The sequence below is a fragment of the Polynucleobacter sp. MWH-Adler-W8 genome (assembly GCF_001889925.1).
In the GTDB taxonomy this organism is placed as follows: Bacteria; Pseudomonadota; Gammaproteobacteria; order Burkholderiales; family Burkholderiaceae; genus Polynucleobacter.
The window spans coordinates 206374-229086 of record NZ_LZFI01000004.1; the positions used below are offsets into that span (position 1 = coordinate 206374).

General features: G+C 46.3%; 24 protein-coding genes, 2 tRNA genes and 1 pseudogene. 12 read left to right on the forward strand and 15 right to left on the reverse strand.

Features of this window, described 5'->3' with window-relative positions; genetic code table 11:
* Nucleotides 1-3 precede the first annotated feature (3 nt).
* The 9 genes and pseudogenes from AOC28_RS06300 (at nucleotide 4) to AOC28_RS06340 (ending at nucleotide 8356) form a co-directional block, all read left to right on the forward strand.
* The gene (locus AOC28_RS06300; protein ID WP_072583109.1) at nucleotides 4-1158 is read left to right on the forward strand and encodes a DegT/DnrJ/EryC1/StrS aminotransferase family protein; all 1155 of its coding nucleotides are present in this window, start codon (nucleotides 4-6) and stop codon (nucleotides 1156-1158) included.
* Nucleotides 1159-1199: 41 nt separating this feature from the next.
* Nucleotides 1200-2162: a glycosyltransferase gene (locus tag AOC28_RS06305; protein ID WP_072583110.1), complete on the forward strand. Its 963-nt coding sequence runs from the start codon at nucleotides 1200-1202 to the stop codon at nucleotides 2160-2162.
* Entirely contained in the window at nucleotides 2163-3032 is an 870-nt protein-coding gene (locus AOC28_RS06310; protein WP_072583111.1) for a formyltransferase, read from the forward strand.
* Between the two features lie 47 nt (nucleotides 3033-3079).
* Complete coding sequence (locus tag AOC28_RS06315; RefSeq protein WP_072583112.1) at nucleotides 3080-4126, forward strand: bifunctional UDP-4-keto-pentose/UDP-xylose synthase; 1047 nt, start codon at nucleotides 3080-3082, stop codon at nucleotides 4124-4126.
* A gap of 22 nt (nucleotides 4127-4148) precedes the next feature.
* Nucleotides 4149-5066 (forward strand): polysaccharide deacetylase family protein, encoded by a 918-nt coding sequence (locus tag AOC28_RS06320; RefSeq protein WP_072583113.1) that lies wholly within the window; start codon nucleotides 4149-4151, stop codon nucleotides 5064-5066.
* A gap of 32 nt (nucleotides 5067-5098) precedes the next feature.
* Nucleotides 5099-5566, forward strand: coding sequence for a peroxiredoxin (locus AOC28_RS06325; RefSeq protein ID WP_072583114.1), 468 nt, complete (start codon nucleotides 5099-5101; stop codon nucleotides 5564-5566).
* 232 nt (nucleotides 5567-5798) lie between these two features.
* Entirely contained in the window at nucleotides 5799-7460 is a 1662-nt protein-coding gene (locus AOC28_RS06330) for a PhoH family protein (RefSeq protein ID WP_072583115.1), read from the forward strand.
* Between the two features lie 127 nt (nucleotides 7461-7587).
* Nucleotides 7588-7974 (forward strand): annotated as a pseudogene (locus AOC28_RS06335) (C40 family peptidase); the annotation flags it as partial.
* Between the two features lie 115 nt (nucleotides 7975-8089).
* A complete protein-coding gene (locus tag AOC28_RS06340) occupies nucleotides 8090-8356 on the forward strand; it encodes a hypothetical protein (protein WP_072583117.1) in 267 nt (88 codons plus the stop codon).
* Between the two features lie 87 nt (nucleotides 8357-8443).
* Here AOC28_RS06340 and dnaB read toward each other — a convergent pair whose 3' ends face one another.
* The 6 genes from dnaB to AOC28_RS06370 form a co-directional block, all read right to left on the reverse strand.
* Nucleotides 8444-10939 carry a replicative DNA helicase gene (dnaB, locus tag AOC28_RS06345; protein ID WP_072583118.1) on the reverse strand — a complete coding sequence of 832 codons (2496 nt, stop codon included), beginning with the start codon at nucleotides 10937-10939 and terminating at the stop codon, nucleotides 8444-8446.
* A 24-nt stretch (nucleotides 10940-10963) separates the two neighbouring features.
* Complete coding sequence (gene rplI, locus AOC28_RS06350) at nucleotides 10964-11416, reverse strand: 50S ribosomal protein L9 (RefSeq protein WP_072583119.1); 453 nt, start codon at nucleotides 11414-11416, stop codon at nucleotides 10964-10966.
* Nucleotides 11417-11429: 13 nt separating this feature from the next.
* Nucleotides 11430-11702 (reverse strand): 30S ribosomal protein S18, encoded by a 273-nt coding sequence (gene rpsR, locus AOC28_RS06355; RefSeq protein WP_011902267.1) that lies wholly within the window; start codon nucleotides 11700-11702, stop codon nucleotides 11430-11432.
* A 13-nt stretch (nucleotides 11703-11715) separates the two neighbouring features.
* Nucleotides 11716-12009, reverse strand: coding sequence for a primosomal replication protein N (priB, locus tag AOC28_RS06360; protein ID WP_072583120.1), 294 nt, complete (start codon nucleotides 12007-12009; stop codon nucleotides 11716-11718).
* A gap of 59 nt (nucleotides 12010-12068) precedes the next feature.
* Nucleotides 12069-12443 carry a 30S ribosomal protein S6 gene (gene rpsF, locus AOC28_RS06365; RefSeq protein ID WP_072583121.1) on the reverse strand — a complete coding sequence of 125 codons (375 nt, stop codon included), beginning with the start codon at nucleotides 12441-12443 and terminating at the stop codon, nucleotides 12069-12071.
* Between the two features lie 134 nt (nucleotides 12444-12577).
* Nucleotides 12578-13654: an asparaginase gene (locus AOC28_RS06370; protein ID WP_072583122.1), complete on the reverse strand. Its 1077-nt coding sequence runs from the start codon at nucleotides 13652-13654 to the stop codon at nucleotides 12578-12580.
* A 59-nt stretch (nucleotides 13655-13713) separates the two neighbouring features.
* Here AOC28_RS06370 and lexA point away from each other — a divergent pair, with 59 nt between their 5' ends.
* Complete coding sequence (gene lexA / locus AOC28_RS06375; protein ID WP_072583123.1) at nucleotides 13714-14433, forward strand: transcriptional repressor LexA; 720 nt, start codon at nucleotides 13714-13716, stop codon at nucleotides 14431-14433.
* 69 nt (nucleotides 14434-14502) lie between these two features.
* Here lexA and AOC28_RS06380 read toward each other — a convergent pair whose 3' ends face one another.
* The 5 genes from AOC28_RS06380 to uvrC form a co-directional block, all read right to left on the reverse strand.
* Nucleotides 14503-14964: a hypothetical protein gene (locus tag AOC28_RS06380; protein ID WP_072583124.1), complete on the reverse strand. Its 462-nt coding sequence runs from the start codon at nucleotides 14962-14964 to the stop codon at nucleotides 14503-14505.
* Between the two features lie 93 nt (nucleotides 14965-15057).
* Nucleotides 15058-15131 (reverse strand) — tRNA-Cys (locus tag AOC28_RS06385).
* Between the two features lie 49 nt (nucleotides 15132-15180).
* Nucleotides 15181-15256, reverse strand: a tRNA-Gly gene (locus tag AOC28_RS06390).
* 116 nt (nucleotides 15257-15372) lie between these two features.
* Nucleotides 15373-15948, reverse strand: a complete 576-nt coding sequence (gene pgsA, locus AOC28_RS06395; protein WP_072583125.1) for a CDP-diacylglycerol--glycerol-3-phosphate 3-phosphatidyltransferase — start codon at nucleotides 15946-15948, stop codon at nucleotides 15373-15375.
* Between the two features lie 33 nt (nucleotides 15949-15981).
* Nucleotides 15982-17892, reverse strand: coding sequence for an excinuclease ABC subunit UvrC (gene uvrC, locus AOC28_RS06400; RefSeq protein WP_072583126.1), 1911 nt, complete (start codon nucleotides 17890-17892; stop codon nucleotides 15982-15984).
* On the opposite strand from uvrC, the gene earP reads away from it, so the two are divergent.
* Nucleotides 17891-18961 carry an elongation factor P maturation arginine rhamnosyltransferase EarP gene (earP, locus tag AOC28_RS06405; protein WP_072583127.1) on the forward strand — a complete coding sequence of 357 codons (1071 nt, stop codon included), beginning with the start codon at nucleotides 17891-17893 and terminating at the stop codon, nucleotides 18959-18961. The two genes, uvrC and earP, sit on opposite strands and share 2 nt — an antisense overlap.
* Before the next feature lie 87 nt (nucleotides 18962-19048).
* Complete coding sequence (gene efp, locus AOC28_RS06410; RefSeq protein ID WP_072583128.1) at nucleotides 19049-19609, forward strand: elongation factor P; 561 nt, start codon at nucleotides 19049-19051, stop codon at nucleotides 19607-19609.
* Nucleotides 19610-19676: 67 nt separating this feature from the next.
* Here efp and nagZ read toward each other — a convergent pair whose 3' ends face one another.
* Genes nagZ through recO form a run of 4 tightly spaced genes read right to left on the reverse strand, consistent with a single transcriptional unit; the run spans nucleotide 19677 to nucleotide 22711 of the window.
* On the reverse strand, nucleotides 19677-20756 hold the full coding sequence (gene nagZ, locus AOC28_RS06415) for a beta-N-acetylhexosaminidase (protein WP_072583129.1): 1080 nt from the start codon (nucleotides 20754-20756) through the stop codon (nucleotides 19677-19679).
* 30 nt (nucleotides 20757-20786) lie between these two features.
* Complete coding sequence (acpS, locus tag AOC28_RS06420; protein ID WP_072583130.1) at nucleotides 20787-21179, reverse strand: holo-ACP synthase; 393 nt, start codon at nucleotides 21177-21179, stop codon at nucleotides 20787-20789.
* A 41-nt stretch (nucleotides 21180-21220) separates the two neighbouring features.
* The gene (gene pdxJ, locus AOC28_RS06425) at nucleotides 21221-21964 is read right to left on the reverse strand and encodes a pyridoxine 5'-phosphate synthase (RefSeq protein WP_072583131.1); all 744 of its coding nucleotides are present in this window, start codon (nucleotides 21962-21964) and stop codon (nucleotides 21221-21223) included.
* Between the two features lie 12 nt (nucleotides 21965-21976).
* Complete coding sequence (gene recO / locus AOC28_RS06430) at nucleotides 21977-22711, reverse strand: DNA repair protein RecO (RefSeq protein ID WP_072583132.1); 735 nt, start codon at nucleotides 22709-22711, stop codon at nucleotides 21977-21979.
* Nucleotides 22712-22713: the final 2 nt, after the last annotated feature.

Consider the following 22713-nt stretch of genomic DNA (forward strand, 5'->3'; position numbering starts at 1 on the left):
ACCATGTCAAACTTCATCCCCTTCACGCGCCCTAGCTTCAATCAAGAAACCATTGACGCTGTTTCAGAGGTATTGCGCTCAGGATGGGTGACATCTGGACCGAAATTGGCCGAGTTTGAAGCTGCTTTAAGCCAATACTTTGGCGGTCGTCCGGTACGCTGTTTTGCCAATGGCACCGCAACCATGAAGATCGCTCTGCAAGTTGCCGGCATTGGTGATGGCGATGAAGTAATTACCACTCCAATTTCTTGGGTGGCAACTTCTAATGTGATTTTGGGTGTTGGCGCCAAACCAGTATTTGTGGATATCGATCCCATTACACGCAATATTGATCTAAATAAAGTGGCTGCTGCAATCACGCCAAAGACACGTGCGATCATGCCGGTCTATTTAGCTGGATTACCTGTTGATATGGATCAACTCTATGCGCTAGCCAAACAGCACAAGCTTCGTGTAATTGAAGATGCAGCGCAGGCCTTTGGCTCACAGTGGCAAGGCAAGAAGATTGGTAGCTTTGGTGACCTGGTGAGCTTTAGCTTCCAGGCCAATAAGAACCTCACCACTGTTGAGGGAGGCTGCCTTGTTCTCAATAATCTAGATGAAGCAAAACTGGCTGAGAAATTCCGTCTACAAGGATTAACTCGTCAAGGCATGGATGGTATGGATGTGGATGTATTGGGCGGCAAAGATAACTTGACCGATGTGAATGCAGCTATCGGTCTTGAACAACTTAAGCAACTTCCCTCTTATCAAACACGTCGTGCTGAACTCGCGCACCAATACTTTGATGTGCTTCGTGCCAAATTAAAATCGGCTGGATTGGAAGACTTACATTTAGAGCTTCCAGTAGAAAATTTCACGGATAGTAACTGGCACATGTTTCAAGTTGTTTTGCCACTCGAGCAGCTCAATACGGATCGCGCTCAAGTGATGACGGAATTAAAAGATATGGGCATTGGCACTGGCGTTCATTACCCCGCCATTACCGGGTTCACTCTTTATAAAAACCAGGGTTACAAAATTTCAGACACTCCGATTGCTGAGCGCATTGGTCGATCCATTCTCACCCTCCCCTTATTTCCGGCAATGGCAGATGAAGATATTGACCGTATAGCCAGTGGATTGGTCGGAATTTTGCTGAAATACCGCAAAAACTAGCGTTCTTGGGTTAAACCCAAAGAATCAGGCAAAATTGCAGCATGACTGCAAATTTAGTTGCCAACCCAACACTCAGCATTGTTATTCCCGTTTACAACGAGGAGGACGGATTAAAGGCTCTATTTGATCGCCTTTATCCAGCATTGGATACCCTGGCTGCCAAACGCAAGATCACCTATGAGATCGTATTTGTTAACGACGGTAGTAAAGATCGTTCCGCCGGCATCCTTTCCAGGCAAGTGGAGTTACGCCCTGATGTAACCCGTGCAGTTTTATTTCACAGCAACTTTGGCCAACATATGGCCATCATGGCTGGCTTTGAATACGCCAAAGGCGAACACATCATTACTTTGGATGCAGACCTACAAAATCCTCCCGAAGAAATTGATGCATTGACTGAGCAGTTATTAAAAGGTCATGACTACGTGGGCACTATTCGCGCCGATCGTCGGGATAGCTTCTTCAGAAAATTCGCTTCACGCGCCATGAATCGCTTGCGCGAAAACATTACCCGCATCACGATGACTGATCAAGGTTGTATGTTGCGTGGATATAGCCGTCGCATTGTTGACTTAGTCCGTCAATGCGATGAAAGCAATACTTTTATCCCGGCACTGGCATATACATTCTCTGCAAATCCAGTTGAAATTACTATCAAACACGAAGAGCGTTTTGCCGGTGAATCCAAATACAGCTTGTACCAATTGATTCGCCTGAACTTTGACTTAGTCACTGGCTTCTCTGTCATGCCGTTGCAGATTTTCTCAATACTCGGCATGCTGCTATCCCTTGCTGCTGGTAGCTTGTTCGCCTACCTACTGGTTCGCCGCTTCCTTCTAGGTGCTGAGGTTGAGGGGGTATTCACCCTCTTCGCCCTGACCTTCTTCCTGATTGGTGTGATGCTCTTTGGGCTCGGACTTTTAGGTGAATACATTGGTCGCATCTATCAGCAAATCCGCAAGCGCCCTCGTTATGTAGTGCAAACCGTTTTAGAGAAAAAATAATTGCACGCAGTCGTCTTTGCTTATCACGATGTTGGCGTCAACTGCCTCAAGGCACTTCTCAATGCGGGTATGCAAGTTGATCTAGTCGTTACCCATCAAGATGATCCCAATGAGAATATTTGGTTTGGAAGCGTTGCAAAACTCTGCGAAGAAAAAAATATTTCTTACATCACTCCGAACGCGAATGAATTAGCAACTTTAATTCCGAAGTTTCAAGCGCTAGCGCCAGACTATATTTTTTCTTTCTACTATCGCTTCATGATTCCAGAGCAGATCTTGGCTTGCGCCAAAATTGCCGCACTTAATATGCATGGCTCGCTACTCCCAAAATATCGTGGGCGTGCGCCAGTGAATTGGGCTATTCTGCATGGCGAAACAGAGACCGGCGCAACTTTACACGTCATGGAAGCGAAACCGGATGCAGGAGATATTGTTGGGCAAGCAGCCGTCAGCATCGGCCCAGATGAAACTGCTACTGATGTATTTGCTAAGGTCAGTCAGGCTGCCGTGAGCGTGATCGATCAGGTCTTGCCTAGCCTTCTAAATGGAATTGTTCCCCGCAAGGCAAATGAGCTCCAAAAAGGCAGTTATTTTGGCGGTAGAAAGCCTGCAGACGGGCAAATTCACTGGAATCAGACTGCTAAACAGGTCCACGACTTGGTTAGGGCTGTCGCACCCCCTTATCCAGGCGCCTTTTGCGACCATGATGGGAAAACCATGATTGTGGCCCGCACCAGCCTAAATGGGCCATTTCCAGACAAGCTCAATCTTGGGGTTTGCGGCATCCAAGTGGTTGATAATCGGGTATTCGGTATTTGTGGCGACCATCAAGCAGTTGAAGTTTTGGAATGGTTTCCAGCAAGCAAATAAGCAGAAAATTCAGCAATAGCAAATTAGATTAAAACGAGGCAGTAGAGATGAAAAAAGTACTCATTCTTGGTGTTAATGGTTTTATTGGTCACCACCTTTCGAAGCGCATTCTTGAGACAACCGATTGGGATGTCTACGGCATGGATATGCAAAACGATCGTCTTGGTGATTTAGTTAATCATCCTCGCATGCACTTCTTTGAAGGCGACATCACAATTAATAAAGAATGGGTTGAATATCACATTCGCAAATGCGATGTCATCTTGCCTTTAGTGGCGATTGCAACGCCAGCTACGTATGTTCAGCAACCACTCAAGGTATTTGAGCTCGACTTCGAAGCCAATCTCCCAATCGTGCGCTCTGCTGTTAAGTACAAAAAGCATTTGGTATTCCCATCAACTTCGGAAGTGTATGGAATGTGTGAGGATGGTGAATTTGATCCTACTAAATCCAATATGGTTTATGGCCCAATTAACAAGCCACGCTGGATCTATGCTTGCTCTAAGCAATTAATGGACCGTGTGATCTGGGGTTATGGCATGGAAGGGTTGCGCTTTACTCTCTTCCGCCCATTTAACTGGATTGGCCCTGGCTTAGATAGCATCTATACACCTAAGGAAGGCTCTTCCCGTGTTGTGACTCAGTTCTTGGGTCACATCGTTCGCGGCGAATCCATCAATGTTGTGGACGGTGGTGCCCAGAAACGTGCCTTTACTTATATTGATGATGGTATCGATGCTTTGATGCGCATTATCGATAACAAAGATGGTGTTGCTAACGGCAAGATCTACAACATCGGCAATCCAAAGAACAATCACTCCATTCGCGAACTCGCTAATCAGATGCTGGAAATTGCTCGCAGTATTCCTGAGTATGCAAAGAATGCGAATGAAGTAAAGATTGTAGAAACTACCTCTGGCGCTTACTACGGCGAAGGCTATCAAGACGTTCAAAATCGTGTTCCAGCAATAGATAACACGATGAGTGAACTAGGCTGGAAACCAACTACTACGATGTCTGATGCGCTCAAGAACATCTTTGAAGCCTATCGTGAAGACGTAGAAAAAGCCCGCACTTTAGTTGATAAAGAATAAGCGAAAGTAAATTCAAAGGTACATGGCTAAGATTGCTCTCAAGGTTGATGTTGATACCTTACGCGGAACCAAAGAAGGTGTTCCCAATCTAGCTCGCACTCTAGAGCGTTTTGGCCTTAAAGCCACCTTTCTATTTAGCCTTGGCCCTGACCATACAGGGTGGGCCTTAAAGCGCGTCTTCCGCCCTGGCTTTCTAAAAAAAGTTAGCCGCACTTCTGTTGTAGAGCACTACGGTATTAAGACGCTCTTATACGGTGTACTTCTTCCCGGCCCCGATATCGGCAAGAAAGCTGCTGCAGAAATGCGTGCCATTGATAAAGCAGGTCATGAGACAGGTATTCATACTTGGGATCATGTTGCTTGGCAAGATGCAGTGCGTGACCAAGATGCGTCTTGGACAAAAGCGATGATGCAGAAAAGCTGGGATCGCTTTGTAGAAATCTTCGGTCATGCACCGTTAACCTATGGTGCTGCTGGTTGGCAAATGAACGATGCCGCCTTTGAGCAACTCGATCAATGGGGCATTGCTTACTCCTCTGATGGTAGAGCTGAACCCAATCTCATGCCTTATCGCCTTGCACTGCCTTCAGGAAAAGCGAAGCATGTTCAGTACCCAACAACACTCCCGACCTTTGATGAACTTATTGGCATCGATGGCGCAGATGAATTTGGCGCAGTCAAAAAGTTATTAGAGATCACCCAAAGCAATCCAAATGACCAAGTCTTCACACTGCACGCTGAACTAGAGGGGCAAAAGCTATTGCCTGCGTTCGAGCAGCTGCTAGCTGGATGGCTAAATCAAGGTCATGAGCTCGTTACCATGGGCGAGCTTCACAAATCCTGGGAAGCCACCAAGCAACTCGATAAAATAGCTGTACTACCGCTGACCTGGGGAGAAATACCCAATCGCAGCGGTGATTTAATCATTCAAAATAACTAGAACTCAGAGATAACAACCAACGAAGGATCATCATGACAGTAGCCATCGGTCAACCTATGCCGCAGTGTGCGATTCCAGCAACCTCTGGATTAACATTTTCGCCTGATTCCGCGAAAGGGAAAAAACTGGTCCTCTACTTCTACCCTAAAGACATGACTCCAGGCTGCACAGCTGAGTCCGGAGAATTTAGAGACAATATTGAAGCATTCACCAAAGCCAATACTCTGGTGGTAGGCGTTTCACGAGATAGCCTCAAGTCACATGACAATTTCCGCGGCAAACTAGAACTCCCATTTGAGTTGGTTGCCGATACCGAAGAAACGCTTTGTCAGATCTTTGGCGTTATGAAGATGAAGAATATGTACGGCAAGCAAGTTCGTGGCGTCGAGCGCAGCACCTTCCTATTTGACTCATCCGGCAAGCTAGCAAAAGAGTGGCGCGGCCTCAAGGTTCCGGGTCATGTGACAGAGGTATTACAAGCCGCTCAAGCCACTAAATAATTTTTACAATAATTTGATCTGAGGTGCTTGCAAACCCCCAAATTTGGGGTAAAGTGATTCATATGCACCGTAAACGACGGGAAAGTCTGACAATCCGTTTGAATCAGAAACCTGAATATCTCAGATCAGGTACGGGGAGCAACCCCCTCCGTTTTTCAGACCTTAATACAACCAGTTTCGTAATAAACCGTCATTGCAATCCGCTTGGCGGTTTTTTCTTTTAGGAGAGTCCATGCCACTGCCCCCAATCCCCACTCAAATTGCTGATCAAGTCAAACTCAGTCGCAAAGATACTCCCGACTTAAAGAAACGCCCTGCTCAAGCAAAACCGATGGTAGTGGAAGCCGTTGACTGGACCAACGACGCAGAGGAAGATTTATCCGCTGCAGAAGTAGCTCTCGAGAAGATCAAAGCAGATCATCGCCCCACTTCTAATGTGCGAAACGAAAGCAAGGCGCCTACACCAGCAAAACCTAAACGTGTAATTCGTACTGGACCGCCGAGCTTATTTGTTCTCGATACCAACGTATTGATGCATGATCCAAGTTCCTTGTTCCGCTTCTCTGAGCACGACCTATACCTGCCGATGACCACTCTAGAAGAGTTGGACAATCACAAGAAAGGTATGACTGAGGTAGCCCGCAATGCTCGTACTGTTAGCAGATCCCTGGATCAACTGATTGCTGGTACTAGCGGCACTCTGGATGAAGGCATCCCCCTAAATAAGCTGGGCAACCAAGATGTGACTGGGCGCCTCTTCTTCCAAACCAAATTCTCTACACAAGCATTACCTGAAGGCTTACCTGAAGGTAAGGGTGACAATATGATTTTGGCGGTAGTGAGTGAGCTGCAAAAAACTCGCAAAGGTCAAGAAGTAGTATTGGTATCCAAAGATATCAATATGCGCATCAAAGCCCGCGCACTTGGCTTACCGGCTGAAGATTATTTCAATGACCAAGTTTTAGAAGATCGCGACTTGATGTATGCCGGAGTCATGCAACTAAATGCCGACTTTTGGCCCAAACATGGCAAGGATATGGAAAGCTGGGCTGACTCTAAATCCGGCACGATGTTCTATCGAGTGACTGGACCTTCCGTACAAAGCATGTTGGTCAATCAGTTCGTCTATCAAGAAAATCCTGATGGTTCCACGCCTTTCTATGCTCAGGTTAGAGAAATTAATGGCAAGACTGCTCTCTTGCAAACACTCAGAGACTTCTCTCATCAGAAAAATAATGTTTGGAGTGTGACTGCGCGTAACCGCGAACAAAACTTTGCCATGAATCTACTGATGAACCCAGATGTGGATTTTGTGACTTTATTGGGTCAAGCGGGAACTGGTAAAACCTTGCTAGCACTGGCTGCCGGCCTCGAGCAGGTCCTCGACAGCAAACGCTATAACGAGATCATCATTACACGTGCCACTGTCCCTGTAGGTGAAGATATCGGCTTCCTCCCAGGTACCGAAGAAGAAAAGATGCAACCTTGGATGGGTGCATTTGACGATAACCTCGAGGTATTACAGCGCAACGAAGATGGCGGCGCTGGTGAATGGGGTCGTGCTGCAACTCAAGAGTTAATTCGCTCCCGCATCAAAGTAAAGAGCATGAACTTTATGCGCGGTAGAACTTTTGTGAGCAAATTTGTGATCATCGATGAAGCGCAAAACTTAACCCCAAAACAAATGAAGACTTTGGTAACCCGTGCAGGCCCTGGAACCAAAATCATTTGCTTAGGTAATATCGCCCAGATTGATACGCCTTACTTAACAGAAGGTTCTTCCGGTTTAACTTATGTGGTGGACCGCTTCAAAGGCTGGCGTCACGGTGGTCATGTGACATTGGCTCGCGGTGAGCGCTCACGTCTTGCGGATCATGCTGCTGACGCACTCTAAGCAATCCCTCTCATGCCGCACTCTTTTAGGGTGCGGCATTTTTATTTGCAGCTTACTCATCCTAAGCGGATGCAGCACATTCGGCAGTAAATCGGGATCCTCTTCGAAAGTTTCTCAATTTAAGCAAGATACTAGTGTTGGCACTGAAGATATCTCCATTGCAGCCGTAGGCTTGGTGGATGTGCCCTATCGCTATGGTGGCAATACCCCAAAGGGTGGTTTTGATTGCAGCGGTCTGATTGTGTATGTCTATAACAAAGCGGCTGGGGTAAAACTACCGCGCACGATTCAATTGATGAGCACCAAAGGTAGAAGCATTGAAGGGCAGCCTCCCGCACCAGGTGATTTAGTGTTCTTTAACACTACCGGTGAAAAATATTCCCATGCCGGAATCTATGTTGGGCAAGGCAGGTTTGTTCATGCCCCTAGTACCGGTGGCACTGTGCGATTAGACTACATCACATCACCCTATTGGGCAACTAAATTTACTGAAGCACGTCGTATGGTGCCCTGATATTGACATTCTTTAGGGTTAATAGCACTTTCCCCATGTTTCCTAATATCTTAATTTAGATTACAGTATTTTATTAAGTAGTCCACGAACTGAAATACTCACAATTGGAGATGTCATGAAAAAAATCATCATCGCTTTAAGTATTGCATTTAGTTTTGCACTCTCTACTTCTGCTTTCGCTGACCAAGCGGCTTGCGAAGCTAAAGCAGTAAGCAAAGAAGGTAAGCCCCTCTATGGCGCAGCTAAAGATGCTTCCATTAAAAAATGCATGGGCGGAGCTCAAGCAAATGAATGTGAAGCTAAAGCAATTAGCAAAGATGGCAAACCACTTTATGGCGCAGCTAAAGCTGCTTCAATCAAGAAATGTGAAGGCGGTAAATAAGCTTTATCAATTCAGCTTAATTGCCGAATAAAAAAAGCCTCACAGTGTGAGGCTTTTTCTTTGGGCAATTTGTTTTCTTATTTGGATTTAAAAAGGCTCGTATCCACCAGAAGAGTAACCAACAGAGCCCATCGCTAAGTTATCAAACTTGGTATACGGACCTTGCCAGCTTAAGCGCACAGTTCCAATCGGACCGTTACGTTGTTTACCAATGATAATCTCAGCCATACCTTTATCGGTGGTAGTGTCCGGGTGATAAACCTCATCACGATAGATGAACATAATTAAGTCGGCATCTTGCTCGATAGCACCTGACTCACGTAAGTCAGACATGATTGGACGCTTATTAGGACGTTGCTCAAGACCACGATTTAACTGGGAGAGCGCCACTACAGGACACTGCAATTCTTTTGCGAGTGACTTGAGTGAGCGGGAGATTTCTGAAATCTCGGTTGCGCGGTTTTCAGAACCAGAGCCACTCATCAACTGCAAGTAGTCAATTACTACTAGACCAAGGGTGCCACCAAAGTTTCTGGCAATGCGACGTGCGCGTGCACGCAACTCTAAGCTTGATAAAGAACCAGTCTCATCAATCAGAATTTGGGTATTACTTAAGCGAGCAATTGCATCTGTGACGCGTGGCCACTCATCGTCTTGCAGCTTACCAGTACGCATACGACCTTGGTCTACGCGCCCTACTGATCCAAGCAAACGGGCAGCCAATTGCTCACCCGACATCTCCATAGAAAACACCACAACAGGCAAGCCTTCAGCAAGCGCAACGTTCTCGGCGATATTTAATGCAAATGCAGTGTTGTGAGTAACGACATAATCATTCGTTACGTAAGTTCTTTGGGGGTGACTAACTGAAATACATTGCGCCTCAGACATCCTGGAAGGCTCAATACTTTGAAATGAAAGTCTACGTTGGCGATCCCAGCTTGCTCTTAATCTTTCAGTCTTTTCGGGCAGAGTAAAAGCTTGAAAACCGGGACCAAAACTCATATTTAAAACATAATATAAGCGGCCTTGCTTCTTTTCACCCTTGTAGGTGTAGCTTGATTTTTTCTGTGCTGTTGAGCAAAAGCCACCCAAAGACCTGGCTAAAGCCGCAACGTCTTCAGACAATTGCTTACTCGCCGTACAGAAACGAATAGAACCCCACTTCTCAATCCACCCATCGGTATCCATCAATCCCTGGAATAATGCGAGACGAGAAGTCTTGTTCGCCTCTAGATAAGTAGCAGGAATATATTTATCAAAACTTCTGCAGCCAAGAACACCTATATCCTGCAATGCAGATCTGAAATAATTTGTTGGAACTGCTTGACGTGCACCATTGGCTGCAATTCTAGCTTTAGAGACTATTCTCCAGTCATATGCATTAGCATGCACCAACTCCATCTCATAGTTCGCAAGCAAATTCATGCGTTCTACAAGCTCAGGTGACTTAGTTGAAAACATAACTGATCCATGAGAAAGGGCTAGAGTGCCATCACCTAGCAACGCACCTAAAACCCATGGATGAATTGGCAATGCATTCGAGTGGCCAAAGTCACCCGAAACAGGATCAATCCACAATCTATTTTTATATCGAACACATTGCAGCATTTCCATTAATCGGGTGGTATTGACAACGCGTGGCTCGGACCAATCGCGATACATCACCCGCCAGAGATGCTCATCACAACACTCAGCTTGACGACCATCAGAAAATGTAACTTTGTATATCTGCTTAAGACCTTGCGGATAAATACCGGTAACCATTGAATGCTGGCCATCAACGGAAGCCAGGCGATCGCCAAAACGCAAATCACCCATCAACTTCCAGCCATCAACCGTTTTCACTTTTGCATCTAGAGGCTGAGCTTTACCCATAGAAGGACGACCCGCAACAATCACTAAGTCACCTTTTTGCAGGCCGCTAGTTTGCTTATCTAAATCTATGAAGCCAGTTGCAATACCGGTGATGTCGCTTCCACCTTGGCGGTTATAGAGCTCATCAATGCGGGCAACAACAGCTTTCAGTAAAGGCTCAATCTCAAGATAGTCGGCTTTGCGACTACCTTCTTCGCCAATCTGAAGAATGCGTGACTCAGCTTCATCCAACAGCGTTCTAACAGTACGTCCCTCAGGAACAAATGCTGAATTAACAATGCTGTCAGAAACTTCGATCAGGCGACGCAAAATACTGCGGTCACGAACAATATCGGCATAGCCTTTAATGTTCGCTGCACTGGGAGTGTTTTGCGCCAATGAATTTAGGTAATCAATACCAACCAAATCACCACCCTGTTCAGATTTAATTGCATCATGAACAGTAATGACGTCAGCGGGATGATTGTCGCCAACCAAACGAGCAATTGCCTTGTAGATCAAAGCATGTTCGGGGCGATAGAAATCTTTATCGTTTAATACTCCACCCAGGTTATCCCAAGAAGAGTTATCGATCAGTAGACCGCCGAGCAGTGATTGCTCGGCTTCTACAGAATGCGGCGGAACTTTTAAAGCCTGCACGACTGCATCCCCAGAACCCATCATGCCGGGATTCAGCGTAACGGAACGTGAACGGGATTCAGCCATGTGGCTAGTTTACAGATCTAAGACTTAAGCTTGCTCGCCAACTACACGAATGGTGATGTCTGCAACTACGTCGGTATGAACAGCAACCGCTACAGGGTGATCACCAACCATTTTCAATGGGCCAGTAGGCATGCGTACTGAAGACTTCTCAATTGTGAAGCCTTTAGCTTTCAAAGCATCAGCGATGTCATGATTGGTTACAGAACCAAACAAACGACCGTCAACACCCGCTTTTTGACCAATTTCGAGAACCAAGTCCTTAAGCTTTGCGCCAACTACTTCAGCAGCAGCCAATTTCTCAGCAGCCAATTTTTCCAACTCAGCACGACGAACTGCAAAATCAGCAATTGCTGCTTCAGTTGCACGACGGGCTTTACGTTGTGGGATTAAAAAGTTACGAGCGAAACCGTCTTTAACGCGAACTACGTCGCCAAGGTTGCCCAGGTTAGTTACTTTTTCTAAAAGAATGATTTGCATTGAGGGCTCCCAATTATTTCTTATGTTGATCGGAGAATGGCAATAAAGCCAAGTAACGAGCACGCTTGATAGCAGTGTCTAACTGACGCTGATACTTTGCTTTTGTGCCTGTCAAACGAGCAGGAGTGATCTTGGCGTTTTCGCCAATGAAGTCCTTCAATGTATCTACATCTTTGTAGTCAATCTGTTCTACGCCAGCAACAGTGAAACGGCAATAACGCTTACGCTTGAACAATGGGTTCTGAGCTGGTTTCTTTTTGAAATCGGGTTTCTTTCCAAACGCCATGATGATTTCCTCTTTAATTTTTCAATTGAATATGGGTAATATGGAAAACAAGTCTTTGATTACGTAGAGTCTTGGGTGCTAAGAATCCCTCAAACACTGCCTCAGTTCCTAAATCCATTCGCTCTAAGTCCTTTTGTATCGGACCGATTGTGATGGCTTCAACGTTCATCTGAATTTTCCTTGCCACTCCTACCTCGTTTGCTTGGCCGCTATGTTCTAGCTGGCAATGCATCACCGGTATTCCTGCTGGTGTAAATCGAATCGCGTCTTTAGATACCAAGATTGCAGTGAGGGTGAAATGATTCAACGCCGCTCCGCTTCTCTGATACGTTTTCTAGTCTGTGTATTCCTCTTCAAATTTCTAACTTAGGCTGTCGCTACAGGAGCGTCGGCTTGAGCAGATTTACGTGCTTCTTCACGTTGCACTTCTTTCATCATGATGGAAGGCTCTGTTTCAGCTTTCTTAGTCTTGATGATGAGGTGACGCAAAACAGCATCGTTAAATTTGAACGCATGCTCGAGCTCTTCCAGAGTTTTCTGGTCGCACTCAATGTTCATGCAAACGTAATGGGCTTTAGCAAGCTTGTCGATCATGTAAGCCATCTGACGACGACCCCAATCTTCCATACGATGAATTTTGCCGCCCGCAGCTGCTAATGTAGCTTTGTAACGATCGATCATCGCTGGCACTTGCTCGCTTTGGTCCGGATGGACGATAAAGACGATTTCATAATGACGCATCTAACACTCCTTAAGGATAGAGTCACCTGGGCGTCTTGCTAAGTTCTGATGGTTGTGAACTCAGCGCCAGTGTGACAAGGTAGTAACAAATTGTAGGTACTGCTAACAACACTTTTACAACTGCTTTTCAGCACTTACCGTATTACAGGCAAGATCGCTATTCTAGCAAAAAAATCCTGCCAAGTCAGGGATTTACCAGCTATTTGAGCCTGTTTTTCGGCATTCAACGCTAGCTGGAGTGCAATTCTGGCCCTAGGAGCAGTAAGACTGCCTGATGCCAAACACCCGCCAATGTCCTTTTCAGGCAAATCGGACAGGGTTTCACCCGCGCCCGTTCTAGTAGTTCTCACCAAGGCAATTCCATGCTTTACTGCTGCCCCCAGGGGATCTCTCCACGCATCATGAAAGCCCCCCATACCCGAACCCGCAAGGACCAAGCCCTTTACTTTGGAGTTTAGCCAATGGGTAATCGTTTCTGAGCGAGCGCCTGCATGGCTCGTCAATATCTCTACCCAAGGCCATTCACCCTCCTTAGGAATAGGCAAATCCTCACTCCAAAGCGCCTGAACTGCCTTCACGCCCGACAACCAGGATGGATTAATCAACCCAACTGAGCTGCTAGGAGAAGCTTGGATGGGCGCATTGAGGGCGCTACCGTGGCGTTTTGCTAGGTCCATGGCCAAACAACCTCTGCCATCCATTACGGCATATATGCCGCCTGGGCAATCATCTAATGGGCTAGATGCCCAACGAATAGCGTCTAGCAAGTTGGATGGGCCATCCGCCTTAGGTGCATTGGACGGCAACATGGCGCCAGTCAAGATGACTCTTTTGCCTAAATTTTGAGCATATTTACCGCAAGTCAGCTGCAAAAAGACACCCGTCTCCTCAATCGTGTCAGTTCCGTGAGTGACCACTATGCCTTTAACCAAGGTATTAGCAAGGGCCTCTATCACAGTTTCACCCAAAATTGTTAATAAGGGCTCTGTCAGATTGCGACTATTGATGTTGGCAACCTGCCTTGAAACTAAGCTAATGCCTTCTGGAACGGCAGATTGAATATGGGCAAGCAAAGAGGAAACCTCGACCTGGCCAGCTTCATATTGCAGAGGTTTATCTGCCGGGCTCGGTGCCAAGCCGGCGATCGTGCCACCCATACCCAACACTAAAATGTGGGGTGAGGTTTCAGGAGTATTTTGTTGAGAGCTCATACCCCATTATCCCCCTTAAATAGCTTGATCTATCAAATACTGCTGTATACAATCCCAGTATGGACATAAACACAGTCGATTTTCCGGAGGGGCTGACTGCCCTCCCCAAGCTCACTCCACGTCAGAATGAGATTTTGGAGTTGATTACTAAGGCCATCGATGAAAGTGGTCTGCCGCCAACCCGTGCAGAGATAGCCACCCAACTCGGATTTGCCTCTGCCAATGCTGCCGAAGAACATCTGCGCGCACTTGCCAAAAAAGGTTATATCGAATTAACGCCCGGCACTTCACGCGGCATTCGGATTCCGCAACGATTTAATCAATCGCACAATAGCAATAAATACCGCCAGCTTTCTTTACCGTCAGGCGCATTACAACAACTCACGTTGCCATTAATTGGTCGTGTTGCCGCTGGATCCCCAATCATGGCTGTGGAACATATTGAAAAGCATGTTCCGGTTGATCCAAATTTATTTAGCAAAGGTGCTGATTACTTATTAAAAGTAAAAGGCATGAGTATGCGCGATGCCGGCATTCTGGATGGCGATTATTTAGCCGTAAGAAAGACAACCGAAGTTCGCAACGGTGACATTGTTGTTGCTCGCCTTGATGATGAAGTGACTGTGAAGCGTTGGCAACAAAAGAAAACTGCGAGCGGCATGGTCATCGAATTGCAAGCAGAGAACCCAGACTTCAAAAACATTTTGGTTGACGATCGTCAGCCCAACTTTGCCATTGAAGGCCAGGCAGTTGGCTTGATAAGGGCTGAAGGGCTTTAAGCTCAAGCCCCTAAAGCAAAAGGCCTCTTGGTTAGAGGCCTTTTTTATTTACTACGTTACTCAGTCAAATCATTTACGAGTTGGAGCAACTACGTTTGCGTTCTTTGGTGAAGAGGTCACGATGATGACTGACTTAGGACCGCCAAGAGATCCATCCACGATTTCAACAGTAGCAGTTCTATCGCCTTTAGTGAAAACCAAAATACTCGTTTTTGCTTTCACAGCAGTCACTATTGTCCAGCCACCCTTTGGATATTCTGATTGGAAAAATGCGTAGACATCAGTTGCACCTTGAAGTGCATTGACTACCGCTCTACCAACCCATTCGTTGCCACGGCCAATAATGATGGAATCACCACCAGACAGTCGTGCGCCTTGCGGTAAAGGCATGTCACCCAAAAGTTGGGACTGCACCTCTTGAATCTCTTCTGCTGTACCAGTGGGAGAATCTCCCGAACTAGCGCATGCACCCAAGAGTGCTGATAAAAATAATGCGAGGGCACTGATTTTCAAAGTTTGAATTGTGATCATGTGGGTTGTGCTTGATTAAGGTGGTTGACACTTTTTACTTACGATAGTTAAAAGTATTTTAGGTGATGCGCCTAATTCGTCAAGACAAATTACTGGAGGCGCGTGAGGGAATCGAACCCCCGTACGAAGCTTTGCAGGCTCCTGCCTAACCACTCGGCCAACGCGCCATACTCTTGAATCAAAAATGGGAAGCTTTTGAGGGCTTCCCATCGAACTTGGAGCGGGAAAGGAGGTTCGAACTCCCGACCTATACCTTGGCAAGGTATCGCTCTACCAGCTGAGCTATTCCCGCATAACAGGGCAGTAGTTTAACAAACAATCTGCAAGAAAGCATTATTCCCAGCAAAACCTAAAAGCCAAGGGAATTCAATCCCCCTGAAAAGCTTAACTGGCTGGGCTTTACAACACTTAGTCTATTTTTCCGGCGAGCTGAGGCAAGGCCTTTTTCATGTAATAGAACATCGACCAAAGCGTTAAAAAGGAGGCAATCCAAATTAACCAGGTACCTACTTGCGCACAATTTAACCAACCAAATAAGGTGTCATTGAGCAATAAAAAGGGAATGGCTACGAGTTGAGCAGTCGTTTTGAGCTTACCAACCATATGAACTGCCACACTTTTTCCGGCTCCCAATAAAGCCATCCACTCTCTCAGGGCGGAGATCGTGATTTCACGACCAATGATGATGAGTGCAACCCAAACTTGAACGCGATCCATATTCAATAAAACCAATAGTGCAGCTGCAACAATCAGCTTGTCTGCAACCGGATCTAAAAATTGGCCAAATGCAGACTCTTGTTTTAAACAGCGGGCCAAGAAACCATCCAACCAATCAGTAATGGCAGCAGAGATAAAGATGATTGCTGCAATCAGATTCTTATCAAACGGAGTAAGCCAAGAATTGGGAAGATAAAAAATAGCTACCAACAGCGGAATCGCTGCAACACGCAACCAGGTTAGAGCGATCGGAAGATTAAAAGGCATTGGATAAGCATAAACCAAGAACGGTCAATGCTCCTAGTGAAGCTGACGATATATCTGTTCAGCGAGCGTTAAGGAGACACCCTCAACACTGGCAATCTCTTCGATACTGGCATTAGAGACGCCCTTTAAGCCGCCAAAACGAGCCAACAACTTTTGACGTCGCTTGGCACCAATGCCCTCAATCTCCTCTAGACGGGAGATTGTCCTAGCCTTAGCGCGTTTAGCTCGCATGCCAGTAATCGCAAAGCGGTGCGCCTCATCCCGTATCTGAGCTACTAATAGCAATGCCGCACTATCTATACCCAACTCCAACGCCTTACGTCCATCTACAAAAATGAGTGTTTCCAGTCCAACCTTACGGCCTTCACCCTTAGCAACGCCCACAATCAAACCAACATCCATGCCAAATTCAGAAAGAACTTGTCTTGCCGTTTCTACCTGGCCTTTACCGCCGTCAATCAAAATCACTTGAGGAATCTTTTCAACAGGCAGTTCTTGAAAATTAGCGTAGCGTCTCTGCAAGACCTGGCGCATAGCTGCGTAATCATCACCTGGTGTGATGTCATTAATATTGAACCGTCGATACTCACTCGACTGCATTGCGTTTTTGGCATACACCACACAAGATGCTTGGGTTGCCTCACCAGAGGTGTGGCTAATATCAAAACATTCGATGCGCAGCTGCTCAAGACTTTCCAATTCGAGGCTCAAGATATCAGCCAATGCACGTGCCCTAGCCAACTGCCCACCCGTCTCAACTAAGCGTTTAGTAAGTGCAATCTTCGCGTTTCCCTCTGCCATTCCAAGCCAGTGACGTCTTTGACCTTGAGGTTGGTGCAAGAAAGTAATTTTTCTGCCAGCTTGTGCATTTAATAACTCGTGTAAATCTTCCGGGGGAGATTCATTGAGTTGAGTCAAATCATCACTTGCTGATTGCAGGGCATGATTTAGAACGAGAACCGGTGGAATTAAATTCGCAGCAGTCTCATCGGCATGCTCTTCTAAATAATGCTGAGTAATAAAGGCTTCTAGTATTTCTGCTGGGGATGGCAACTCGCCGGAAGTGGAGCGCAAACCTTTAGGGAAATAGGCTCTATCACCCAAGTGACGGCCGCCACGAATCATAGCTAAGTTCACACAAACCATACCCTCCATTTGTGCTACAGCGATCACATCCACATCACCCTCACCTTCGGCAACGGTATCCATCGACTGTTGCTGCAAGACACTAGATAAGTCAGCAATGCGATCTCGCAACACCGCAGCCATCTCAAACTCCATTGCTTGGCTATGCTTGTGCATTTCTTTTTCAAGCTCGGATAACACTCGGCTGTGATCACCCTCTAAAAAGCGGGTAGCTTGAGCAACATCTTGCCCATACTGCTCAACACTAAGGCGACCGACGCATGGGGCACTGCAGCGATGAATCTGATGCAAGAGGCAAGGACGGCTGCGATTCTTGAAAACAGAATCCTCGCAAGTTCTTAAGCGGAATACTTTTTGAAGAATCTGCACGCTATTTCGCACTGCCCAGCTATTCGGAAATGGTCCAAAGTAATGATTGCGCTTATCCACTTTTCCTCGGTACGAGGCTAGCCTTGGGAACTGATGCCCAGTTAACATCACATAGGGGTAAGACTTGTCATCACGAAAGAGAATATTGAATGGGGGAGCCAACTCTTTAATAAGATTATTCTCTAGAATGAGGGCTTCCGTTTCAGTCCGTGTTACCGTTGTCTCATAGCGGGCAATTTTGCCCACCATCAGCTCGATACGCGGTGATAACTGGGTGCGCTGGAAATAACTAGAGACACGCTTTTTGAGGTTGCGCGCTTTGCCTACATACAGAATATGTCCCGCTTCATCAAAAAAGCGATATACCCCCGGTAATCCGGGTAGCCGTTTAACATCCTGCTGAAGGGTTTCAAAAAGCGAATTACTCATGCGTTGGGATATTTTCTGCCAAATCGTCGATAACTATGGTGATGCCGGTGTTTGCTGGCGTCTAGCCCGAAGCTTATCAAGCATTCATGGGCAAGAGGTTCGTATTTTTTGCGATGATCTGCCAACCCTTAATTTACTCGCATCTGGAGTAGACCCATCCATTAAGCAAAAAATTGATATGCAGCCATGGGAGGCTAGCCATGCTAATGCTCGTCACCCAGTACAAATACCCGATGTTGTGATTGAGGCCTTTGGCTGTGAATTACCAGAACGTTACTTGGCAGGCCTATTTATCGCCCCGGTCAAACCTATCATCATTAACTTGGAATACTTGAGCGCAGAGCCCTGGGTAATTGATTTTCATGGTAAAGCGTCACCTCAGTCACACGGCATTCCGAAATATTTTTTCTTTCCCGGCTTTCAGGATGAGGTGGGTGGGCTATTGCTGGACCCCATTCCAGCAGAAGGCCATCTTGTGGCAAAAAATATTCCTGACGATCTGAAGGCTACATGGTCCAAGTTACGTCCTGGTGCAAAACGGATCAGCATCTTTTGCTACCCAGGTGCGCCACTTAAAAAATGGCTAGCTGACTTAGGCCGTCTTGGTGAAGATGTTGATGTCTTGCTTGCCCATGGTCATGCTGAGCAACTCAGTCTTTATGGAGAGAACCCCATCTCTCTACCCAACAATCTCCAACTGCTCTCAATGCCATTTGTATCTCAGGATGAATATGACTGGGCGCTATCGCAATGCGACATCAACATTGTTCGAGGGGAAGACTCTTTTGTACGCGCTCAACTTGCTGGCAAACCATTTATTTGGCATATCTACCCTCAAGAAGACCGCGCCCATGAAGTGAAATTAGCAGCTTTTCTGGATCTCTATCTGGGAGAGGCCAACCAAGAATTGAGGCTAGCTACGATTGCCGCCATGACTTGGGCTATGCCCAGCGAATGGTTTAGGGACTTAAACCGCTGGAATGCGCATGCCAAGCACTGGCGCACCCATTTACTTGAAAAACAAGCAGATGGCGGCTTGCCAGCGCGTTTAATCCGCTTTGTCGCCTAATCCCAAGCAATAAAGACTTGCGGGCGGTTACAATCTTGTTTTTGATAAAAACCGCAGAAAATTAGCTCTGCCCCCAGGAATAGCAAGATGAAAACAGCACAAGAACTCCGCGTTGGTAACGTAGTGATGATCGGCACCGATGCCCAGGTCGTTTTAAAGGCCGAATATAGCCGCTCTGGCCGCAACTCCTCTGTTGTGAAAATGAAATTTAAGAATTTGTTAACTGGTGCACCGAACGAAGGCGTTTACAAAGCGGATGACAAGTTTGATGTTGTGATTCTTGATAAGAAAGAATGTACTTACTCTTATTTCGCAGATCCGATGTATGTGTTTATGGATACTGAATACAACCAGTACGAGGTTGAAGCTGAGTTCATGGGTGATGCATTGAACTACCTTGAAGAAAGCATGCCATGCGAAGTGGTGTTCTACGAAGGTAAAGCACTCTCAGTAGCAATGCCTAACTCATTGGTTCGTGAAATCATTTACACAGAGCCAGCAGTTAAAGGTGATACCAGCTCAGGTAAGGTATTGAAGAACGCAAAATTAGCAACTGGCTATGAATTGCAAGTTCCTTTGTTCTGCAACACTGGTGACAAGATCGAGATCGATACTCGCACCGGCGAATATCGTAGCCGCGCTAACTAATTAGCTGGCTACAGATGTTAAAAAGCCCGGCATGCCGGGCTTTTTTATTTCTACAAATGAATTTAACTTACTCAGCAATCAAACCTAACTGCACAAGCAGGCCTTTAGCGTGCTGGTACTGAGCCTCGTTCTGCAATTCATCCCAACCCAATGCAAGCGCTGTCGGCATTAACTTATTTAAACGCGCTTTTGACTCTTCCTGCTTAGCTTTTGATACCTTTAGCTTACTTAATAGCTGATCTGCAAGGTCTGGGCGATTGCAGATTAATACCGCATCGCAACCAGCCTCTAGCGCCATTTCTGCACCCTTCACTACCGATCCTGCAACGCTTGCACCTTCCATGGATAGGTCGTCGCTGAAGATCACGCCTTCAAAACCCAACTCTTGACGCAGAATGGAGTGAAGCCAAATCTTAGAAAATCCTGCTGGGTTCTTATCTACCTTTGGATAAATTACATGTGCAGGCATTACTGATGCCAGACTTAGATCTAACCACTCGTAAGGCTTGGCATCATCATTCAAGATTTCTTTTAAAGGACGCTCATCCACTGGGATGGCCACGTGTGAATCAGCCTCAGCCCAGCCATGCCCAGGGAAATGCTTGCCGCAGTTGGCCATGCCAGCAAGACGCAAACCTTCGTTCAAACTTTTCGACAAAGCAAAGACTATTTGTGGATCACGACTAAAAGATCGATCGCCAATCACGCCGCTTCTGCCAAAATCTAAATCCAGCACCGGAGTAAAACTGAAGTCAACTCCACAAGCACGCAGTTCAGTAGCAAGCACATATCCACAAGCTGTTGCTGCAGCCATTGCGATAGCAGCAGATTCTGCAGCATGAGTTGATTTATTTTTAGCACTCCACAATTCACCCAATTTACGCATAGCTGGTAAGTGGGTAAAGCCGTCTGTTCTTGCACGCTGCACTCGACCACCCTCATGATCAATGGATATAAGCACATCAGGGCGCAGCTTCTTAATGGCAGCAGTTAATTTAATGAGCTGCTGACGATTAGCAAAGTTTCTACCGAATAAAATAACGCCACCAGTCAGGGGATGCAAGATGCGTCGACGATCCTCGGCATTTAATTCCAGACCAACTACATCCAGAGTGACTGGGCCGGGGGCCATGGTTGACTTACTCATTTCTTCCTCTATTTCAACTGTATTTTTTATTTACTTTTGAGTAACGATGACATGCGCAATTGCCATATCCTGTTCATCACTCACAGTAACGTGAGCTTCCCAATTTTTTTCTATCATAAATAGCGCCAAAGCTCCTAAGTAAGAAGTAATTGGTTTGCCACTAGGCTCATTTAGGGTTTGGAGTGAACGCCAAGTCATAGGCATTCTCATTCCCAAGCCAATCGCTTTTGAGAAGGCCTCCTTGGCTGCAAAGCGTGTGGCCAAGAACGCAATGCCCCGCTTATGGTTTCTGGCAAGGCGATGCTGAAATACCAGCATCTCGTCTGGCCCCAGAATTTTTTCAGCTAAGCGGCCATTAGTGCGATCGTAAGCCGCTTGTAAGCGCTCAATCTGCAGAATGTCTGTGCCTATGCCGATGATCATATTTACTGTAATGGCTTTTTGTTATTTGCCGTTATTAATACTTAAGCACTGGCTCTGCCCTGATCCATCAAGGCTTTCATATCGATGATTGCTTTTTGCCACCCTTTGAATAAAGCCTCAGCAACAATGGCATGGCCAATATTGAGCTCGGATAATTCAACAATGGCTGCTACTGGTTTGACATTACCCTCATGCAAACCATGGCCCGCATTGACTCTCAGGCCAATACTTTTTCCAAATATCGCCGCCTTACGAATACGCTCAAGCTCTACCGCCTGATCAGCTCCAGATAAATCCGCGTAACGACCGGTATGTAATTCCACTACAGTTGCACCAACTTCTTTGGCCGCTTGAATTTGTTTTTCTTCTGGATCAATGAATAGAGATACCCGAATACCAGCATCAACTAATTTTTTTGTGGCAGCCCTCACCGCCTCAAAATGCCCTAAGACATCCAAACCACCTTCAGTAGTAACTTCTTCACGTTTCTCTGGGACTAAACAGACGTCGTGCGGCTTTACTTGGCACGCAATATCAATCATCTCAGGCGTTACCGCACACTCTAAATTCATACGGGTTTTGATGAGTGGGCGAAGTGCCAATAAATCGGCATCTTTAATATGGCGACGATCTTCGCGCAGATGTAACGTAATGAGATCTGCACCCGCCTCCTCAGCCAACGTTGCCGCTCTTAACGGATCAGGGTAGATGGTGCCTCGTGCATTACGCAAAGTGGCGACGTGATCGATATTGATACCCAGTTCAAGGCTTGGATGGCTGCTCATCTCTGTAGATTACTAGATTTTCTTTAAATCAATCAAAATTTGGCGAGTCGTCAATACCTGATCCTGCAAGTGTAGGCCAAGAAGAAAACGCATTAATTGCTTACTCTCAGAAAGCGTCTCAGGGTCTGAGAAATCTCCCGCTGCAATCGCTAAAAGGGATTTACCGGTAAGAACGGGCCAATGTCCTGGATCATCCGCTTGAACTGGGCGAACACCCCGCTCTGGTTGATAGATGTATTGCTCTTGAGCCATGGGCGCCTCATTGGTTTCAACGCAGCGATCCAAGGCAGCCGCATAACCCGTCTCTTGCAAGAGTGATAACTCAAATGGACGCAAAATCTCTTCTAAGCCCTTAGACTCAAACTCCAGATTCGATAAAGCATTAATAGTCTCAGAATAGCGATCGTAGAGTTTTTCGTAATCATCTTCACGTGCTAAAAATTTGACGAGCAACTCATTGAGATAAAAGCCACAGAGCAAAGCATCGCCAACCAAAGAAGGTGTACCCCCCACCCACTCTGACTTCGTTAAAGTGCGGAGCTCTGATTTACCACTCCAAGAAACGAGGAGCGGTTGAAAGCGCTGCAATACCGGTCTTAGAGTGGAGTGTGGACGCTTAGCGCCCTTAGCAATCAAAGCCATGCGGCCATATTGCCGAGTAAAGACATCCAGAATTAAGCTGGTCTCTTTATAGGGAATGCTATGCAATACAAAAGCAGGCTCGTCAGCAATACGAATCGAGGCCATGA

What these genes read in the sequence shown, in the direction of transcription:
- AOC28_RS06380 (WP_072583124.1), bottom strand. Translation starts at nt 14,964, where the DNA reads ATGATCACAATTCAAACTTTGAAAATCAGTGCCCTCGCATTATTTTTA.
- AOC28_RS06305 (WP_072583110.1), top strand. Translation starts at nt 1,200, where the DNA reads ATGACTGCAAATTTAGTTGCCAACCCAACACTCAGCATTGTTATTCCC.
- rplI (WP_072583119.1), bottom strand. Translation starts at nt 11,416, where the DNA reads ATGCAAATCATTCTTTTAGAAAAAGTAACTAACCTGGGCAACCTTGGC.
- efp (WP_072583128.1), top strand. Translation starts at nt 19,049, where the DNA reads ATGAAAACAGCACAAGAACTCCGCGTTGGTAACGTAGTGATGATCGGC.
- nagZ (WP_072583129.1), bottom strand. Translation starts at nt 20,756, where the DNA reads ATGAGTAAGTCAACCATGGCCCCCGGCCCAGTCACTCTGGATGTAGTT.
- uvrC (WP_072583126.1), bottom strand. Translation starts at nt 17,892, where the DNA reads ATGAGTAATTCGCTTTTTGAAACCCTTCAGCAGGATGTTAAACGGCTA.
- dnaB (WP_072583118.1), bottom strand. Translation starts at nt 10,939, where the DNA reads ATGGCTGAATCCCGTTCACGTTCCGTTACGCTGAATCCCGGCATGATG.
- rpsR (WP_011902267.1), bottom strand. Translation starts at nt 11,702, where the DNA reads ATGGCGTTTGGAAAGAAACCCGATTTCAAAAAGAAACCAGCTCAGAAC.
- rpsF (WP_072583121.1), bottom strand. Translation starts at nt 12,443, where the DNA reads ATGCGTCATTATGAAATCGTCTTTATCGTCCATCCGGACCAAAGCGAG.
- pdxJ (WP_072583131.1), bottom strand. Translation starts at nt 21,964, where the DNA reads ATGAGCAGCCATCCAAGCCTTGAACTGGGTATCAATATCGATCACGTC.
- recO (WP_072583132.1), bottom strand. Translation starts at nt 22,711, where the DNA reads ATGGCCTCGATTCGTATTGCTGACGAGCCTGCTTTTGTATTGCATAGC.
- AOC28_RS06330 (WP_072583115.1), top strand. Translation starts at nt 5,799, where the DNA reads ATGCCACTGCCCCCAATCCCCACTCAAATTGCTGATCAAGTCAAACTC.
- AOC28_RS06340 (WP_072583117.1), top strand. Translation starts at nt 8,090, where the DNA reads ATGAAAAAAATCATCATCGCTTTAAGTATTGCATTTAGTTTTGCACTC.
- AOC28_RS06315 (WP_072583112.1), top strand. Translation starts at nt 3,080, where the DNA reads ATGAAAAAAGTACTCATTCTTGGTGTTAATGGTTTTATTGGTCACCAC.
- earP (WP_072583127.1), top strand. Translation starts at nt 17,891, where the DNA reads ATGCGTTGGGATATTTTCTGCCAAATCGTCGATAACTATGGTGATGCC.
- pgsA (WP_072583125.1), bottom strand. Translation starts at nt 15,948, where the DNA reads ATGCCTTTTAATCTTCCGATCGCTCTAACCTGGTTGCGTGTTGCAGCG.
- AOC28_RS06370 (WP_072583122.1), bottom strand. Translation starts at nt 13,654, where the DNA reads ATGAGCTCTCAACAAAATACTCCTGAAACCTCACCCCACATTTTAGTG.
- lexA (WP_072583123.1), top strand. Translation starts at nt 13,714, where the DNA reads ATGGACATAAACACAGTCGATTTTCCGGAGGGGCTGACTGCCCTCCCC.
- AOC28_RS06300 (WP_072583109.1), top strand. Translation starts at nt 4, where the DNA reads ATGTCAAACTTCATCCCCTTCACGCGCCCTAGCTTCAATCAAGAAACC.
- acpS (WP_072583130.1), bottom strand. Translation starts at nt 21,179, where the DNA reads ATGATCATCGGCATAGGCACAGACATTCTGCAGATTGAGCGCTTACAA.
- AOC28_RS06320 (WP_072583113.1), top strand. Translation starts at nt 4,149, where the DNA reads ATGGCTAAGATTGCTCTCAAGGTTGATGTTGATACCTTACGCGGAACC.
- AOC28_RS06325 (WP_072583114.1), top strand. Translation starts at nt 5,099, where the DNA reads ATGACAGTAGCCATCGGTCAACCTATGCCGCAGTGTGCGATTCCAGCA.